We start from the raw sequence: 17,374 nt of genomic DNA on the forward strand, positions 1-17,374 counted from the left end.
CATAGAGACGAATTTGAAACACGTGCAGGACATGCGCGAAACGTTTGATTTGTCGCAGGCCGAGGTCCTGATGGTTGCGGTCATCAATGCAGGGGTGCTTGGGGACAAGGACACATTAAAGGCCCGGTTGATCGCGGATCTACAGGCGGCGATCCAGGTCGAACTGGCAACCATTCCGCTGTATTTGTATAGCTATTACTCGATCAATCGGACCAAACTGCAGGGCAAAGACCTGGAGGCTGCGCAGATTTTTGCCAATGAGGCGGGCGGCATCATCATGTCGGTTGCGGTTGAAGAGATGTTGCACATGTCTTTGTCCAGCAACATCTACTTTGCTTTGACAGGCCAGCCGCCGCAGCTCTACCAGGCGGCGCCACAAAGCTACCCGGCGCTCTTGCCGCATCATAATCCGGTGGTGCCGGAAGGCCCCGATCCACAGGCCAAGGGCGGGATCCCGCTGCGGCCCTTCTGTTCAGCTCAGCTGTGGCATTTCCTGCAGATTGAATATCCGCATAACCCTTATTTCAGTGAAATTCCTGTCGAGGCTTTGCCGGATCTGATAGGGAAACTGTCCCAGATGTCCGCCAAAGAGGCCCTGGCGTTTTTGAATGAACATGGCTGGCCGATGGATCAGAACTGGAATTCGATTGGCCAGTTCTATTCCTTTATTCGCTGCATTGTGGCCTCTGCCTATTTTGACGATGCGGACTTTCAGGCGGGAAATCCCAAGCAGCAAATCCAACCCTATAACTATGCTCCCAATAATATCGACACCATCTATCCCAAACAGGCCTTTGACCCCTCAAAACCGGCGCCGTCCTCTCCAGGTGCTGGCTCCGGCTGTCCTGCGGGGCTTCCCGGTGCGGCAGAGGTCACTGTTTATGGCGATGCGGCGGATAGCTCTGATGCGCCGCTGCGTCCGGTTGAGGATCACAAGGGGCATAGGGTTACGGGCGCTTTTGAGCTGATGACAGTTTCCAGCCGCGAGGATGTCATGCTGGCGCTGGAAACGATCTGTGAGCAGGGGGAGGGATATTCCGCCAAACCCGGCGGCAGCGAGGCAACCTGGGACGACCCTGACACAGAGGCGGAGCAGAGCCATTTTGACAAGTTCCTTGAGTTGCAGATGCAGTTTGAGGACTTTTCGCAGAGCCTGGAAAGCCTGCCGCCCTGGATGGAAGAACAGATCGACCTGCAGTGGCTGTCGGAAGCGGTGCAGGGCAAGGCGAACAAATGGAGCGCGGAGGGGCTCAAGGCCAAAGAGCTGCTGTTTGACTACCCGGACAATCCGACGCGCGCGGACTATGCCCATGATCCGGTGGCAACCGCGCTGAATGATTTTTGTAGCGGCTTGTTCCAGTACATGCTGATCCTGTCGGAAACCATCTACAAGATCGAGCCAAACTATGTCGCGCCGGACCAGCCGGGGGCGGACAAGGTTTCAAAGGACGGCACAGTCCCGCACCAAAAGTATTTTTTCAACATTGCTTTGCATCGCTCGATGATCTGGATCCTGGACAAATTCATCGCCCTGATGCGTGGTTACGAGGTGACCCTTGCGGATGGTCGGTCCGTCGCGTTGGCGCCCAGTTTTGACAACCTTGGCTTTGGACCGGCGGGGCAGGGGCTTGGCGCGCGCCAGGATGCCTTTGCCAATCTGGCGCAGCTTGGCGCCGAGGCGCTGCTTGCAACGGCGGGGAATAGTGCGCTCAACGGTGCTGTGGCGCCGCTTGTGGCGCTGACCATCAACAAAACATCCTCTGATGGCGAGGGCATGCACCTGCCTGATGTCAGCGCCTACTGGCCACAGCCCTAGCGCGCAAACTGCGCCTGCAGCACAGCCCGTTCTGACCTGGAAAAGGTGCAAATGAACTGGCCCTCACGCCACTTGAAGATGCCCGAAAGGACACAGCCATGTCTGAGACAAAGCACAGCAACACCAAGACATCAAAGGCAGATCTGCCCGCCGTGGTGCCGCCGCCCTTTAACTGGAAAGACACCCCCTATGGGAAGGCAGGCGCGCCGCTGGAATTGCCGGAAGGTGCTGAATTACATGCCTGTCTGGGGCTGAACTCCTGCAAGGGGCAGGATCGCTACGGCATTCATGGACCCAATGGCAACAATCCAAACAGCTGTGCCGGGCAGGGGTTTTGCGCCACCACCGAAATCCATTCCTGCCATACCAATAACAACTGCGCCAATCAGGGGGGCTGTGGGCTGTATGGCTGGGGGCCCGATATGGACCAGCCTGGCCAGAACGACTGCCGCTCGATGGGGTCATGTGCGGCCCCGATCAATGCCGAACGTTTTATCACCGAAGGTGACCACAAGGGGATGAGCGTCTGGACCCGCGCCCGCCAGGTGTTCGAGGCAGCCTACGAGCAAAAGCAATCGGGTGAAAAACTCGGGGCGGCGCCAGCGCCGTTTACCGATACCGGCCCGACGGAATCCTGGATCACGGAAAACTGCAACAGCTTTGCCGCCTGTGGCGCCAGTGGGCTCTCCGGGGGAGGCAGCTGTTCGTGACAACACCGCCGACAGAGAGATTGGAACTGCCCAAGCTCGGCCTGGGGCTGGGGCTGCGAAACACCCATTTTGACCATATCCTGACCACCTGGCCGGATGTGGACTGGTTCGAGGCCATCTCGGAGAACTTTATGGATTCCGGCGGGCGTCCGCGTCAGGTGATCCGCAAAGTGGCAGAGCGCTATCCGGTGGTGCTGCATGGGGTGTCGCTGTCAATTGGCAGCAGCGATCCTTTGAACATGGACTACCTGCAGCGGCTGAAACATCTGGCCCAAGAGCTGCAGCCGCAGTGGATCAGCGATCACCTGTGCTGGACCGGTGTCATGGGGCTGAACTCGCATGATCTGCTGCCGGTTCCGCTGACCGAGACAACGCTGGACCACATCGCCGCCCGTGTGCACCGGGTGCAAGAGGTGCTGGATCGTCCGCTGATCCTGGAAAACCCCTCTACCTATCTGGATTTTCGTGAAAATACTCTGTCAGAGCCTGAATTCCTGCGTGCCCTCTGTGACCGCACCGATTGTGGTTTGCTCCTGGACGTCAACAATGTCTTTGTGAGCTGCTTTAACACCGAAAGCGATCCGGTGGACTACTTTGACAGCTTCCCCTGGTCCCGCGTGGTGCAGATGCATCTGGCGGGGCATACGGATTGTGGCAGCCATTTGATTGACACCCATGACCAACCGGTGCGCCCAGAGGTCTGGGCGCTGTTTGCTCTGGCCTGGCAGCGCAGCAATGGGGCCTCTACCCTGTTGGAATGGGACGGGCATATCCCCACATTTGAGGTTTGCCATGCGGAATTGCTCAAGGCAAAATCCTATATGAAGGGCGGTTTTTCACCTCTGGTCGGCGGCTCGGCTCGGGTGCCATCAAAGGCCATGGCGGTGTCCAACCCGGTCAGTTTCCTTATGCCGGATGTCATGGCCGGGGCTGCAGAACTGGAAGAGGGGTGAGCGCGCCACCGGACCTGGTGGAGCTGCAAAAATGGATGCAGCAGGCCCTGGTCAAGCCGCAACAGACACAGCCGCAGGAGATCAACGATCGGGTGCGGTCGACATCCAGGCTGTCAGCTGCTGCGGCCTTGGCGATCTATCAGAACAGTTACAGCCTGCGCATTGCGGCCTGTATGCGCGATCAGTTCCCGGCGCTGTGCTATGCCTTGGGGGAGGGGTTGTTCAATGATTTTGTCGCAGAATACAGTCACCAAGCCCCGCCCGAAAGCTATACGCTTTATGACCTTGGCCGCCGGTTTGCAGGGTTTTTGCAGGCCAACCGCCCCGATCTTGGCGCCCCCGCGCCTGAGCTTTGGGTTGATTTTATTATCGACCTCGCCCGGTTTGAGCGGCAGATCTTTTCAACCTTTGACTGCGCCGGAGCGGAGGAGCTGCATCTGGCAGAGCCAACGACGCCAGACACAGAGCTTTTGGCGCAGCCCAGCCTGTCGGTTGCGGCATATGGCTTTCCTGTAGGGACCTATTATCACGCGGTTCGTCAGGGGCTGGCGCCCCAGCCGCCAGAGCGCGAGCAGGTCTATCTGGCCATTCTGCGCAAGGACTATGTCACCCATACCATCCCGGTGAGCTTTCCCCATTTTGTGTTCTTGCAAGAGATGTGCCAGGGCGGAACGGTGGCGACCGCCCTGGCCGCAGTGTCGCAACAGCTGATGCAACCGCTTGCCAAAGTAGGGCAGGCATGGAGCGACACGACAGAGATACGGGACAGATGGATCACAGCGGGTTTCTTTCTGGATCGCAGATGGGCCTAGGGGCAGTGATCGGCACTGGGGCGCGCTGCTCCCCTCTGTTAGGCCGCCGGGATCAGGCTCAGATATTCAACGGTATAGCCGTTCACATAGTCCAAACTGACCGCGCCATTGCCCCGCCGCCCAATCCCTGGATAGCCAGCCAGGGGCGCATCGGGGTATTTTCCAAAACCCCCGTTCCAGCTGTTGCGGAAGATGAACCAGCCGCCGCCTAGGTGCTCTGGTCCGGGTTGAAACCCTGTCACACAGACGCAATGGCCGGAAACCCGCATTTCCCGGTCCACCAGATCCGGGCGGGCAGCCGGGCCAAATACAATGCCCGAGTTCAAGGCGCCGTTATAGGTCCAGTTGTTTTTGTGGGAGTTTTTCAGCTTGAACACCGGCAGACCCAATGCGACGGGACGGCCCTGGCTCAGCTCTTGCAGGATGCTGTCCGCGGTGGTGTCCGGGACCGGCCCCTCGGCAAAATCCTCATATTTGATCTTGTGAAACCTCCGGGTTGCGGCATCGGCCTCGGCGGCGGCAGTGGGGGGGTGTTTGGCAAACAGCCCCCGATGGAGGTCGCTGGTCTGATAGGGGGCCAGGGTTTCGGTACATATCCCACGGCTGGCGAGCACCTCATGCGCCTGCTTCAACTTGGTGGCGCCCCGGGCGTAGTCCGGCAGAACGGCGGCCTCTTTGGCTGAAATGGCGGCGCGCATATGCCAATAGAGATATTCCGGCGCGTGCAATTTTGGCGGCTCGCCCCGGCGCGCCTGCAGGATATCGATGCAGGCCGCGACGGCAAAGGCGGTGCAGGTGCCGCGTGGACGCTGATCCCTGGGATCCCAGTGGCGCGACAGGCCCGCTTCGAGATCAATCGCCTGCGCGCGCAGGGGGCTGCCGCCGGTGCTGGACCTAAGGTGGGTGCAGCACCGGACCTGTTCGGCATATCCGGGCGCGCGAAAGAGCTGGTCCAGCCTCTCAGGGGGGGTGTACCCTGCAAAGAAGCTTCCCAAAGGCGTTGGCAGATCAGACATGACAGCCTCCATGTGCGGGGGGATAGGCGGGACGACAGGACAGGCCCGGTTGGACCATGACAGGGGTCAGGGGGATTTCTTGCTCCCGTCCTTGAACGGCTTATCCGGGCGTCCTGGTTTTTTCGGCCCGCTGTCGCTGTCGTCGTTCAGGGCAGCGGCGATCAAATCGGGCAGATCATTGGCCAGCCTGTCGGCTACAGCAGTGGATATTTTGCGGCTCAAGGAGGTGCCACCTTCCAGATCCGGAAGGGTCTCAGGGTCTGGGACAAAGCTGCAGGTGATGCCGGACCACTCGGCGCGGGCCTCGGCAAGCAGTGCTTTGACCTCGGGCATCTCTTTCAGGAAGCCGTGGAAGGTGTCCTTGGCCAACTGCTGCCCGGCCTGGGTGTCGCTGCGAAAATGCACCCCGGCGATTTCGCGGTTCTCGGCAATGCGCTGGGCCAGGGCTGCGGCATAGCGGGCCATGGCATGGGCTTCGCCTTCGTCGAACAGGGCCGCAATGAGGGTTGCGATCAGGGTCATCTGTGTGGCGTGGCCGCTGGGATAGGAGGCATGCGGCGGGGTTGGCACCAGGGGCATCAGCGCCGGGCAGACCTGCACCGGGCGGGCGCGGCCGATCTTATATTTGAAATGAAGGGCAACCATCTGTCCAACCTGCATCGCCAGCATGATCAATTTCTGCGTCGCGGGCCGGTTGCCTGCCCCCATCATCAGCAGGTTTGACCAATAGGCCTCGCAATTGCCGACCTGGGCCACAATCTCTGCCGCGCGATGGGGTCTGTCGTTGTTGCGCATGATGATCAGATCATGCACTTCGCGGCGCAGCGCCAGATCGCCGTCATCAGGGTTTTCCACCTGAATGGCCCGGTCACCTTCATCCCAGCCGGTTTTGGCAAACCGTTGCAGGATCAGCTTGATCTCCAGTTGCGGGGACCAGGCATCGGCAGGAAATTCCTGACCGCCGAGATAGGCAAAGGGGGCGCCGCCTTTGCGGCCCAAAGGCTCGTTGAAGGGCAGTCCGGCAGCGACCCCGGCAGAGCGAAAGGGGCTGTAAGAGCCGGCAGCAACGGCGCCATCCACAGCCCCGTCAACGGCCCCGTCCACTGCTCCGTCAACTGCGCCATCGCGATATCCATGTGTCATGCTATCCTCCACTCAGGCCTGCGGTGGGGCCTTTGGTTCCTGAACAGTTTAACTCTGTCGAGGGCGGCGTCAGCCGGGCGTGAAAGGGCCGTGAGATATGTTAGTCCTGCAGGCCAATTTCGCGCAGGCGGGCAGCGTATTTCTGGCCGGTGGCCCGATCTTGAAAAGGTTGCTTTTTCAGGAATTGGCTGATGCGAAAGCCAGGATCCAGCCGCTTGATTTCGGCGGCAATCTTGCTGGCTTCTGCCAGATCGCCGGTTTCGGCCAGGGCCACCGCGGTCATGCGCAGGTTGGAGGTATAATTGGGGTTCAGCCTTTGGGCACGGCGCCCTGCGGCCACGGCCTCGGTGTAGTTGCCGGCGGCAAAATAAGCGATGCTGAGAAAATGTTCTGATCTGAACAGATAGGGATCACAGGGCGACAGGCGAATGGCGGCGTGGGCGTTTTTGATGCCCTCTTCTGGCTGGCCAGAGAAGGTCAGCGTCGGGGAGGACCACAAGAGCGCCTCGGCATCGTTGGGGGCGTTGCGCAGCGCCTTGCTGCAGATCTCGATCGCCTGTTCCGCATAGCCAAACAGCACCGTCTGGTTATGGGCATAGCGGGCCAGGGCACGGCCACTTTCACCGCTGAGCCGCACCGCTTCTTCGGTGGTGTGTTGCAAAGCCTTGCCGTCGGCTGCGGGATCCCTGGACCACCCCTGACCAAGCAAAACAGAGTGCCAATCGGTCAGGGCCACCCGGCTAATACCATAGCGCGGATCGCGGGCGCAGGCCTCTTCCAGCAGGGATTTGGCGGTGATAAAGGTCGCCGGATCAAGGTGAAAGGCGATGTCACGCCCCCGGATCATCAGATGATAGGCCGAGAGATCTTCGGGCAGGCTGCCTTCGGTGCGCCGCAGTTCCGCCGCCGAGACCGAGGGCAGCAGTTGATGGGTCAGGTTGATGGCAATATCGGTCTGCATTTCAAACAGTTCCGAGGCATGGGCGGCATAGGTATTGGCCCATTCAACCAGCCCGGTGCGGGTATCTACCAGCTGCACCGTGATGCGAAACCGATCCCCCGCCCCCCGGACGCTGCCGGTCACCACATAGTCGGCGTCCAGTTCTGGGGGCTGGCTGCCGGGCGCGCCAGGCAGGCTGTGGAATTGGCGGGTGGTATTGCTGGAATAGACCTGCAACTCGCGCAGCTGCGCCAGCAGCGACACGGTATCCTCCAGGATCCCATTGAGAAAATAGCTTTCAACAGGCACAGGCCCCAGATCGACAAAGGGAAAGATCGCCAGTTTTGGTGGCCCCTCCCGGTTTGGCGCGATCATCGTAGCCGCAGAGCGCAGGGCATGCGGCTGGGCTGGCGGGGCCTTTGGCTTTGCCTGTTGCAGATCGCCGTTTTTGATCGCAACCGCCAGGGCCTGGGTCTCTGCCGAGGGTTCCATCGCCAGGGCCTCGTCGAGACGATCATAGAGCTGGCCATAGATCTGCAACGAGGCACCGATCTCGCCGCGCGCGGCCAGGCTGCGCATGGCAAAACGGCTGGCTTCCTCGTTCAGGGGATCCAGACGGCAGATGATACGGGCGGCACGCAGGGCTTCGGCAGCACGGGTCTGTGGCGCCTCCATCAGATCAAACAGGCGCGCAATCAATTGCGTCTCACAGCTTTGGCAGCACTCGCGCGCCCAGCTTTCAAAGCCCTGTCCAATATGACCAAACCCCATCAGGAAGAGGTCACAAAACTCAGCGCCACCTTCGAGATGCTGTCCCGGGATCTTCTGAGCCAGCGCAGCAAGCAGATCGCCAATATCTGACGAGACCCAGTCCGGCCGCAGGGCAATATCCGTTGTATTGACCTCGACTGCGTGCTCCATCAGGTCAGGCGCCTCGCGTCTGATCTCTGACAGGCATTGGCGCAGAGAGGAGCGCGCGCGGTCCTCATCGCTGCCTTCCCAGAGCAATTCGGCCAGTTTGGAGCGCAGGGCGCGCTGTTCGGGCTGCAGAGCCAGATAAACCAATAGCGCAGTTGCCTTTTTCTTTCCCCGAAACACCGGTTCACCAGCCCAGCTGACGCCGGGACTGCCAAGTGTCCTAATATAAAGGCCCGACTTGCTCTGCTGCATCGTGGTCTTTCCCCCAAGGGGAAAGTTAATCACAGGTTCTGTCAGCAGACAACACGGGGAAGGACAGCGCAACGGGAGCGGAAAAAGGACGGGAAAGGCGCTGTTTGGGCGCCTTTCGTTGATTTATGCGGCTGTCAGTTCATCAAAGCAGGTCAGCGCCTTGGCCGCATACATCATCGCGGGGCCTCCCCCCATCTGGATCGACATCGCCAGCACATCCGAGACTTCTTCGCGGCTGGCCCCGGCCTTGATCAGGGCTTCCACATGCAGGCCGATGCAATCGTCACAGCGCACCGCAACCGCGATCCCCAGGGCGACAAACTCTTTGTGTTTGTACTCTAGCACGCCGCCCTGTTTTACGGATTTCCCAAGCGCGCCAAAGGCCTGCGCAGTATCCGGGATGGATTTATTCAGATTGCGCAACCCTTGACGGGTGTTCTCCAGTTTGGTTGACCAGCTCATGGCATGTCCTTCTATAAACATTCAGCTTATCGAAGGTGTAGGTGGCTCTGGTCAGCGAAACCTTGATCTAGGTCATGCAAAAAAGCCGCAAAGACGGCTTGTTGAGGTGGCGATTTCAGGTGGTGCTTTTGGCAAAGACCAGCGCCAGATTATTGGCGGGCATTTCGATGACCTCAACCGGGTTCAACCAGACCTCCTGGGCCCAGTCCAAAACATCAAAATCATCCTTGTAACCGATCTCGGGGTCATGGGCCTTGAGCGCGCTGTGAAACTGCGCGTCACCGGGGCTGGTGAGCGCGCCCCCGCGTGAAAAGGGTCCGTAGATCACCAGACGGCCTTCGGGGGCCAGTGTGTTTGCGGCTTCGCGGAGCAGGCAGCGAGCCTCGGGCGTGCTGATCAGATGCAACAGGTTTGACAACACGATCAGGTCCTGTGGCTCCTGCGCAGAACTCCAGCCTGCGGCTGTGGCATCCAGCGTCTTGGCGGCACGCAGATTGTCCAGCCCGGCCTCTTTGATGTAGGCATCAATGCTGTGCAATCGGCTGGGATCGGCCTCGGTGGGTTGCCAGGTATACTGTGGCAGGCGGGTGGCATAGCCGACCACATGCTGGCCGGTGCCGCTGGCCAGTTCCAGGGCGTTGCGGCCTGTGGGCGGGGCGACCTGTTGCAGCAGATTGCTCAGCACATCCAGGTTGCGCGCAGCTGACGGGGCAAACAGCTTGCCGCCCTCGGGATTGGCAATCGAGGCAGTGCCGGGGACAGAACGTATCGGCATCAGCGTAGCCTTTCAGGGGAGAGCGCCGCGCGGGTGGCGGCGTCCAGTTCTGAGGTCTGGCCGCCCAGCAGGTCAGCCAGCAGGCGCGAGGCCGCAGGGGCGGTTTGGAAGCCATAGCCGCCCTGGGCTGCGCACCAGATGAAATCGGGGCGCTCCGGGTCTGGCCCCAGCACCAAAGAGCCATCGGGGGAAAAACTGCGTAGCCCGGCCCAGTTGCTTTCGACGCGGGTCACAGGCGTGGTGACCATTTCCTCATAGCGGGCCAGCCCTTCGGCCAACACCATGTCATCGGCATAGGCATCATGGGGGGTAACCAGATCTGCATCCGCCGGGGAGACCAGCAGTTTGCCCGCATCGGGTTTGGCATACCAGGTCTCACCGACGCCCATCAGCATCGGCCATTTGGTCACATCATGGCCACCAGGCGCGGGCAGCCGCGCCATCGAGCGGCGGCGTGGCGCAATGCCGATGGGGGCGACACCGGCCATGGCGGCGATCTCATCCACCCAGGCGCCTGCGGCATTGACCAGCTGTTTGGCCACATAGCTTTCGCCGCTTGCCTCGACCTGCCAGCCACCTGCGCTGTGGCGGATGCTGGTGACCTTGGCGCGGGTGACAACCTTGCCGCCATTGCTGCGGGCGACCTTGGCAAAGTCCTGGACCATGCGATCGGTGTCCAGATCCTGTGCCGCCTCGTGCAGGCCGGCATGGGTGACGGTCTTGGGGTTCAGGATCGGCACGCGGGCCTGTGCCTCGGCAAAGGTGATCTCGTCGAGGTGGAGGTCCCTAATGTCTGATGCAAACTGCTGCTCCTGATCGGGGCCAGAGATCAACATGAAGCCACGGGGGGTAAGATAGCCGCCATTGGCCGTATGGTGGTAGCTGGCGCTGGCCTTGTTCAAAGCCACAACAGAAGGGGGGCCATAGTTTTCTTCAAACATGGCCGCCGACCGCCCCGAGGCATGATAGCCCAGGGCCTCTTCCATCTCCAGCAGCACCACATGACCCAGCTCTGACAGACGGGCTGCGGCACTGGTGCCCGCGATCCCGCCGCCAATGATCAGAAAATCACATTTCATGCGCCCAGCTCCTGTTCTTCCAATCTGTCCGTTGCCGGGGCTGGGCGCGGGCTGAGCGCCTCGATCTGATCATAAAGCGCCGCGTCCATTTGAAAATCCAGTGCCGCAAGTGAAGGGGCGATTTGTTCGGCGCTGCGCCCCGAGATGATCGGCATTGGCGCCGCCGGATGCGCCGCCGCCCAGGCCACGGCCAATGTGGCCGGCGAGACATCAAGGCTGTCGGCCAGCGCGCTCAGCTCGCTGGCGGTCTCGTGCATCCAGGCCTGCCCATAGCGGCTGTTGTAGCGGGCATCTTCGCTCAGCCGACCCGTGCCCCCGGTGGTGTATTTCCCGGTCAGCAGCCCGCCGCCCAGGGGGGAATAGGGGGCAATGGCAATGTCTTGATCGGTGCACATCGGCAGGATCTCGACCTCTGCCTGGCGCTTGACCAGCGAATACATCGGTTGCAGGATATCCGTCGAAAATCCCAACTCTGCTCCCAGCATCTGCGCCTTCATCACCTGCCAGGCGGCAAAATTCGACAGGCCGATATAACGGATATCCCCGGCCTCTTTGCGGGCAGCAAACCAGCCAAGGGTTTCGCGCAGATCGGTCTGGGCGTCAAAGCGGTGCAGATAGAGAATGTCGATGCAATCAAGCTGAAGCCGGGCGCGACTGGTGTCAAACTGCGCCTGCATGTTCTGCGCCCCGGCGCCGCCAGTATAGCCGACCTTGCTGGCGATGATGAGCTGATCGCGCTCACCCTTGATCAAGCGCCCCAGGATCTCTTCGCTGTGGCCTTGGGTATAGACCCAGGCGGTGTCAAAATGGGTGATGCCAGCCGTGCGGCAGGCAGCAAAAATTTCGGCAGATTGTGCCGCATCCGCACGGCCGCCAAACTGCATGGTACCAAAGGCAAAACGGCTGGCGGGGGTCCCATCGGGAGAGGTCAGAATATGTGTCATGCGGGCAACCTGCCACGTCCATGGAACGGGGAAAAGGGCCAAGGTTATGTGACACTGTCGATTGGCGCGAAATAGCTTTTGGCGCGAAATACGCCGCATAGCGGTTCGGAGGGCGGGCAGGTACCACACATGGAGATATTTTCTGATGCGGCTTGGTGGCCAAGACCTGAGAAAAGTCACCACTGGATGGCATGGTCGGGATGGCCGCTAAGATCCAAAAACGACTGATGCTGCATGGGCCCATCGACGTTGGCAAAGCGCGTGAAGCGGTTTTGGCACAGGTGTGACTGAAACTGAGCGGCGTGGTCCTGTGGTCCTGTGGCCCGTTGTTCTTAGTTGCCGTTTTGGCCCGCAACGACTTTCTCGAACACGGACAGGGTAACCTGTGAAACGTGGTGCTCGATCCCTTCGGCATCCAGTTCGGCGGTGTCTTCCGGGACCCCCATCTTGATCAGAAACGCGACCACGGTTCTGTGCCGTGCCCGTACGCGGTTGGCCAGCGTTGCCCCGTCTTCTGTCAGGAAGACCCCCCGATACGGGCGCGAGGTCGCCAGCCCCTCGCGTTTCAAACGGGCGATGGACTTGGTCGCCGTGGGTTGTGACACGCACATGCGCCGGGCAATGTCCGCAACGCGCGCTTCGCCAAATTCCTCGATAAGATCGCCAATCATCTCGACATAGTCTTCGAGCAAGGCCGCCGATTGCGCCTCTCTGGCGCGGGCAAAGCGGTTGGCGGGTTTGTCTTGGTCCAGGAAGGTATCAGGCACGGCATTGATCTTTCATTCGGAGATCATCGTATAGCAGAGGCTATGAATCTTTCCAATGCCCCGCTCCGGGTGGCGAGTGTCTTTGCTACAAAGTATTGTTTCTTGTGAAAAGTATAGCTATGGCTATGATGAGCCCAAACTCCCGGAGCCCGTCCGATGCCAACACTGTCAGATCGCACCCAAACCGGAATTTCTGCCGTTTTGCGCGGCGATGCGCGTGGATGGCGTAGTCGCCTGCTGTTTGCGGGCCCAGCGATCATCGCTTCAATCGCCTATATGGACCCGGGCAACTACGCGACCAACATCCAGGCAGGCGCGGGTTATGGCTACAAGCTGCTCTGGATCGTCCTGTTGGCCAACCTGATCGCGATGCTGTTTCAGGCGCTGTCGGCCCGGCTGGGTATCGTGACCGGTAAGAACCTTGCGGAAATTTCGCGCGATCATCTCCCACGGACTTTGGTCTGGGTGATGTGGGCGATATCCGAAGTTGCGGCCATGGCCACCGATCTGGCCGAGTTTCTGGGCGGGGCCATTGGCCTGGCGCTGCTGTTTGACCTGCCTCTGATCGTTGGCATGGCGATCACCGCGATCGTGACCTACGGCATTTTGATCTTTGAAAGCCGGGGCTTTCGCCCGATGGAGCTGATCATTGCCGCCTTTGTCGGCGTTATCGGCCTGTGCTACCTGGCCGAAGTGCTGATCGCACCAGTCGATTGGGCGGCAGCCGGGATTGGGATGATGACACCGGCCTTGCCCGACAGTATGGCCTTGACCATTGCGGTTGGGATCATCGGGGCCACGGTCATGCCCCATGCGATCTATCTGCATTCCGGCCTGACGCAATCGCGTGCGGTGGTGCGCCATGATGCGGATCGTCGCAAGCTGCTGCGCTTTTCGAATATCGAGGTGGTATTGGCCCTTGCTGTAGCCGGGATGATCAATATGGCCATGGTCATGATGGCAGCAAGCGCGTTCCATCAGGGGCATGCCGACGTGGCCGAGATCGAGACGGCCTACCATACTCTGACACCGCTTTTGGGGGCGGCGGCAGCGGTATTTTTTCTGACATCGTTGATTGCTTCGGGGATCTCCAGTTCGGTTGTCGGCACCATGGCGGGGCAGATGATCATGCAGGGGTTCCTGCACTTTCATGTGCCGATTTGGCTGCGCCGCCTGGTGACCATGGTGCCGGCCTTCGCGGTTGTCGCGGCGGGGGTGAACGCAACCCAGGCACTTGTGATGTCGCAGGTTGTTCTGTCGATAGCCTTGCCCGTGCCGATGCTGGCGCTGCTCTATTTCTCATCGCGCAGCGACGTCATGGGCGCGTTTCGGATCAATCGGCTGTTGCGAATCCTTGCCACACTTGGGGCCTGCGTGGTGCTGGGGCTGAACTTTGTGCTTCTTGCGGATACCTTTGGCATGCCGATCCCGTTTCTGGACTGAGCCTCTGCATTGGCAGCGGATCTGCGCGGCTCCCCTTTGGGGGGGCGTTGGGTTTTTGCTCTTCAGACCGTGGCGTGCGGCGCAACGGGGGGCCTTACCTGAGGCGGGTCAATAGGCGAGTTGACGCCTTAACAAAAAGGCCCGCCTGTTGGGGCGGGCCGTCTTGGTCGTGATGCTGCAAAGGCTTACTGCGGGATGTCGCCTTCGATGCCTTCAACGTAGAAGTTCATACCCGCAAGGGTGCCGTCATCGGCGGTTTCACCCTCTGCCAACCAGGCAGAACCGTCCTGTTTGTTGAGCGGGCCGGTGAAGGCGTGGTAGGAACCATCCGCCAGGGAGGCTTTCACTGCCAGTGCGGCGTCTTTTACCTCAGCAGGAACCGCGTCGGAGATCTCGCCGATGCCAACCATGCCGGCGCCGATACCATCCCAGGTGCTCTTGCTTTCCCAGGTGCCATCCATAACGGCCTGTGTCCGGGCGATGTAATAGGGCGCCCAGTTGTCGATGATCGAGGAAACCCGTGGCTTGGGACCGTATTCGGCCATATCTGACGCCTGACCAAAGGTGATGACGTTGCCGGCAGCCTGGGCCGCCGCCTGAGGCGCGGTGGAATCCGTATGCTGCAGGATCACGTCGGCGCCCTGTTCGATCAGAACCTTGGCGGCGTCTGCCTCTTTGGCGGGATCAAACCAGGTAAAGGCCCAGACGATTTTGAACTCGACGTCGGGGTTCACTTTCTTTGCGTGAATATAGGCAGAGTTGATGCCACGAATGACTTCGGGGATCGGGTAGGAGCCAATATAGCCGACGATGTTGCTCTCGGTCATCATGCCCGCAATGGTGCCCTGTACGGCGCGGCCTTCATAAAAACGGGCCGAATAGGTCGAGACGTTGTCAGCGTTTTTGTAGCCGGTGGCATGTTCAAAACGAACATTGGGGAATTTGGCCGCCACGTTGATGGTGGGATCCATGTAGCCAAAGGAGGTGGTGAAGATCAGGTCAGCTCCCTGCAGCGCCATCTGCGTGATCACGCGCTCGGCGTCGGGGCCTTCGGCAACGTTTTCAACATAAACAGTTTCGACCTTGTCGCCAAACTCGGCCTCAACCGCCTTGCGGCCCTGGTTGTGCTCATAGGTCCAGCCGCCGTCGCCGACGGGGCCGACGTAGACAAAGCCAACCTTGGTCGGGTCGTCAGCCAGGGCGGCGGTTGCAAGACCAAAGGCCACAGCGGCGCTGGTCATGAGATTTGTCAGTTTCATCAAAGGGATCCCCCGTTTTGGTTTTAGTTGTGCCCGAGGGTATTCCCCGGACAAGTCGTGGACCGCCGCCGTTTGATCAGCGGGCAGCGTGGAAGTTGCGACCCAAGGCAGCAGGCGCGCTGCTCTTATCGGCCGATAGGATGACGAGCACCAGAATGGTGATCAGATAGGGCGACATTGCCAGATACTCTACCGGGATGGCAACGCCGGCAGCCTGAAGATTAAGCTGAACAACGGTGACACCGCCAAAAAGATAGGCACCCAACAGCACACGCCAGGGTTTCCAGCTGGCAAAGACCACCAGCGCCAGGGCAATCCAGCCAATTCCAGCCGTCATGCCTTCGGTCCATTGTGGCACCCGGATCAGGCTGATGTAGGCGCCACCCAGCCCGGCGCAGGCGCCGCCAAACAGGATCGCCATGATGCGGATGCGCACCACCTTGTATCCCAGCGCATGGGCGGCGTCGTGGTTTTCACCCACCGCGCGCAGCACCAGACCAATCCGGCTGAATTTGATCACGGCCCAGACGGCGACAATCAGTGCAATCGCCACATAAAGCATCGGATCATGGCCAAACAGGATCGGGCCGACAACGGGCAGGTCGCTCAGGAGAGGCAGGTCGATTTTCTGCATCTGAGGCGGCTTTATCCCCACATAGGACTGCCCCAACAGCGCCGACATCCCAAGGCCAAACAGCGTCAGCGACAGGCCAGAGGCCACCTGATTGGCCTGGGCGTATTGAGTGAGAATAGCAAACAGGACAGACAGGGTCGCGCCAGCCCCAGCAGCGGCGACAAACCCCAGCAGCGGTGAACCTGTTTCCACAGCCGTGGCAAAGCCCGCCACCGCGCCGATGATCATCATCCCCTCGACGCCGAGGTTCAGCACCCCGGATTTCTCCACCACCAGTTCGCCGATGGCAGCAAACAACAGTGGCGTTGCCGCCACCATCAGCGAGGCAATGAGCAGGACGGGGTTAATTGCAGAAAGATCCATCACGCGACCTCCGGTTTGCCAAGCGAGAGGCGGAAATTGGTCAACAGATCAAAGGCCAGCAGGAAAAACAGCAACATGCCCTGGAACACCTGAATGGCAGCAGAGGGCAGCTGCAGATTGGATTGGGCAATATCGCCGCCAATATAGGTCAGCGCCATGAGCCCCCCTGCCAGCAGAATGCCCACTGGATGCAACCGCCCCAGAAAGGCGACGATAATGGCGGTAAAGCCGTAGCCGACGTTAAAATCAATACTGACCTGACCTGACGGACCGGAAACCTCAAACATCCCGGCAAGACCTGCCAGCATGCCCGATGTGCCAAGGCAGAACAGGATCAGCCGGGTTGGATTGACGCCGGCAAACCGCGCCGCGCGCGGCGCCTCACCGGTCAGCCGGATGTGGTAGCCGGTGATATGGCGGTTCAGCAGCACGTAGGCAAAGATCACCGCAATCAGCGCTGCCACCACGCCCCAGTGCATGCCAGAGCCCGCAATCAGATCAGCGTTATGGGCGCTGTCATATTGCTGCAGGTTGCGCGATCCGGGAAAGCCATGGCCCTCGGGGTTTTTCAGCAAACCCAGTGACATAGAGGCCAGGAACTGTTCGGCCACATAGACCAGCATCAAGGAGACGAGGATCTCATTGGTGCCAAAGCGCACCTTCAGAAAGGCCGGGATCATCGCCCAGATCCATCCACCAAGGCCCCCTGCGATGACCATCAATGGGAAAATATACCAGGCCTCTGCCGGATAAAAAGCCAGTCCAACCCCGGCACCAAACAGCGCGCCGATGATATATTGCCCCTCGGCACCGATGTTCCAGATCCCCGCCTTAAAGCCCAGCGACAGGCCGATGGCGATCAGTACCAAAGGCGCGCCTTTCACCAAAAGCTGCGGGCGGTAATAAAAGGCAAACTCGCCAAACAGCGGCTCCCAGAAAATGGTGCGAATGGCCTCAACCGGGTCTTTGCCAAGTGCGGCAAAGAGCAGCCCCCCTGCAATCATGGTGGCCAGCACCGCCAATAGTGGCGTAGCCAGTGACCAGGCGCGCGACGGCTGCGGTCGTTTCTCTAGCCGGATCATTGAGCG

At 60.2% G+C, this 17,374-nt stretch carries 16 protein-coding genes; 5 read left to right on the forward strand and 11 right to left on the reverse strand.

All coding sequences use genetic code 11. The features are described 5' to 3' along the window. The first annotated feature begins 31 nt into the window (after positions 1–31). The 4 genes from ARCT_RS0107090 to ARCT_RS25600 all read left to right on the forward strand — a co-directional run bounded on the left by ARCT_RS0107090 (position 32) and on the right by ARCT_RS25600 (position 4,291). Positions 32–1,816, forward strand: coding sequence for a ferritin-like domain-containing protein (locus ARCT_RS0107090; RefSeq protein ID WP_027239438.1), 1,785 nt, complete (start codon positions 32–34; stop codon positions 1,814–1,816). A gap of 98 nt (positions 1,817–1,914) precedes the next feature. Next, positions 1,915–2,526, forward strand: a complete 612-nt coding sequence (locus tag ARCT_RS0107095) for a hypothetical protein (protein WP_051360588.1) — start codon at positions 1,915–1,917, stop codon at positions 2,524–2,526. Further along, entirely contained in the window at positions 2,523–3,479 is a 957-nt protein-coding gene (bufB, locus tag ARCT_RS0107100; RefSeq protein ID WP_240476275.1) for an MNIO family bufferin maturase, read from the forward strand. Before ARCT_RS0107095 ends, bufB begins: the two co-directional genes overlap by 4 nt. Beyond that, complete coding sequence (locus ARCT_RS25600; RefSeq protein WP_051360590.1) at positions 3,476–4,291, forward strand: HvfC/BufC N-terminal domain-containing protein; 816 nt, start codon at positions 3,476–3,478, stop codon at positions 4,289–4,291. The genes bufB and ARCT_RS25600 overlap by 4 nt, the downstream gene beginning before the upstream one ends. 38 nt (positions 4,292–4,329) lie before the next feature. Here the strand turns inward: ARCT_RS25600 and ARCT_RS0107110 are convergent, their stop codons facing one another. From ARCT_RS0107110 to mntR, 8 genes are all read right to left on the reverse strand, one after another. Continuing rightward, positions 4,330–5,307: a C1 family peptidase gene (locus tag ARCT_RS0107110; protein WP_027239441.1), complete on the reverse strand. Its 978-nt coding sequence runs from the start codon at positions 5,305–5,307 to the stop codon at positions 4,330–4,332. Positions 5,308–5,373: 66 nt separating this feature from the next. Beyond that, entirely contained in the window at positions 5,374–6,450 is a 1,077-nt protein-coding gene (locus tag ARCT_RS27015; protein ID WP_051360592.1) for a phosphatase PAP2 family protein, read from the reverse strand. Between the two features lie 100 nt (positions 6,451–6,550). Continuing rightward, positions 6,551–8,560, reverse strand: a complete 2,010-nt coding sequence (locus ARCT_RS0107120; RefSeq protein ID WP_027239442.1) for a BTAD domain-containing putative transcriptional regulator — start codon at positions 8,558–8,560, stop codon at positions 6,551–6,553. 123 nt (positions 8,561–8,683) lie between these two features. Continuing rightward, positions 8,684–9,022, reverse strand: a complete 339-nt coding sequence (locus ARCT_RS0107125) for a carboxymuconolactone decarboxylase family protein (RefSeq protein ID WP_027239443.1) — start codon at positions 9,020–9,022, stop codon at positions 8,684–8,686. Positions 9,023–9,137: 115 nt separating this feature from the next. Beyond that, positions 9,138–9,797 (reverse strand): DUF938 domain-containing protein, encoded by a 660-nt coding sequence (locus tag ARCT_RS0107130; RefSeq protein ID WP_027239444.1) that lies wholly within the window; start codon positions 9,795–9,797, stop codon positions 9,138–9,140. Then, on the reverse strand, positions 9,797–10,876 hold the full coding sequence (locus tag ARCT_RS0107135) for an NAD(P)/FAD-dependent oxidoreductase (protein ID WP_027239445.1): 1,080 nt from the start codon (positions 10,874–10,876) through the stop codon (positions 9,797–9,799). The genes ARCT_RS0107130 and ARCT_RS0107135 overlap by 1 nt, the downstream gene beginning before the upstream one ends. Beyond that, entirely contained in the window at positions 10,873–11,820 is a 948-nt protein-coding gene (locus tag ARCT_RS0107140) for an aldo/keto reductase (RefSeq protein ID WP_027239446.1), read from the reverse strand. Before ARCT_RS0107140 ends, ARCT_RS0107135 begins: the two co-directional genes overlap by 4 nt. Before the next feature lie 332 nt (positions 11,821–12,152). Next, complete coding sequence (gene mntR / locus ARCT_RS0107150) at positions 12,153–12,587, reverse strand: manganese-binding transcriptional regulator MntR (protein WP_027239447.1); 435 nt, start codon at positions 12,585–12,587, stop codon at positions 12,153–12,155. A gap of 156 nt (positions 12,588–12,743) precedes the next feature. On the opposite strand from mntR, the gene ARCT_RS0107155 reads away from it, so the two are divergent. Further along, positions 12,744–14,030 (forward strand): Nramp family divalent metal transporter, encoded by a 1,287-nt coding sequence (locus tag ARCT_RS0107155; protein WP_027239448.1) that lies wholly within the window; start codon positions 12,744–12,746, stop codon positions 14,028–14,030. 185 nt (positions 14,031–14,215) lie between these two features. Here ARCT_RS0107155 and ARCT_RS0107160 read toward each other — a convergent pair whose 3' ends face one another. The 3 genes from ARCT_RS0107160 to ARCT_RS0107170 form a co-directional block, all read right to left on the reverse strand. Then, on the reverse strand, positions 14,216–15,289 hold the full coding sequence (locus tag ARCT_RS0107160; RefSeq protein WP_027239449.1) for a BMP family ABC transporter substrate-binding protein: 1,074 nt from the start codon (positions 15,287–15,289) through the stop codon (positions 14,216–14,218). A gap of 76 nt (positions 15,290–15,365) precedes the next feature. After that, positions 15,366–16,286 carry an ABC transporter permease gene (locus ARCT_RS0107165; protein WP_027239450.1) on the reverse strand — a complete coding sequence of 307 codons (921 nt, stop codon included), beginning with the start codon at positions 16,284–16,286 and terminating at the stop codon, positions 15,366–15,368. After that, positions 16,286–17,368, reverse strand: coding sequence for an ABC transporter permease (locus ARCT_RS0107170; protein WP_027239451.1), 1,083 nt, complete (start codon positions 17,366–17,368; stop codon positions 16,286–16,288). Before ARCT_RS0107170 ends, ARCT_RS0107165 begins: the two co-directional genes overlap by 1 nt. Positions 17,369–17,374 lie beyond the last annotated feature (6 nt).

The sequence above is a fragment of the Pseudophaeobacter arcticus DSM 23566 genome, assembly GCF_000473205.1.
Lineage (GTDB): Bacteria > Pseudomonadota > Alphaproteobacteria > Rhodobacterales > Rhodobacteraceae > Pseudophaeobacter > Pseudophaeobacter arcticus.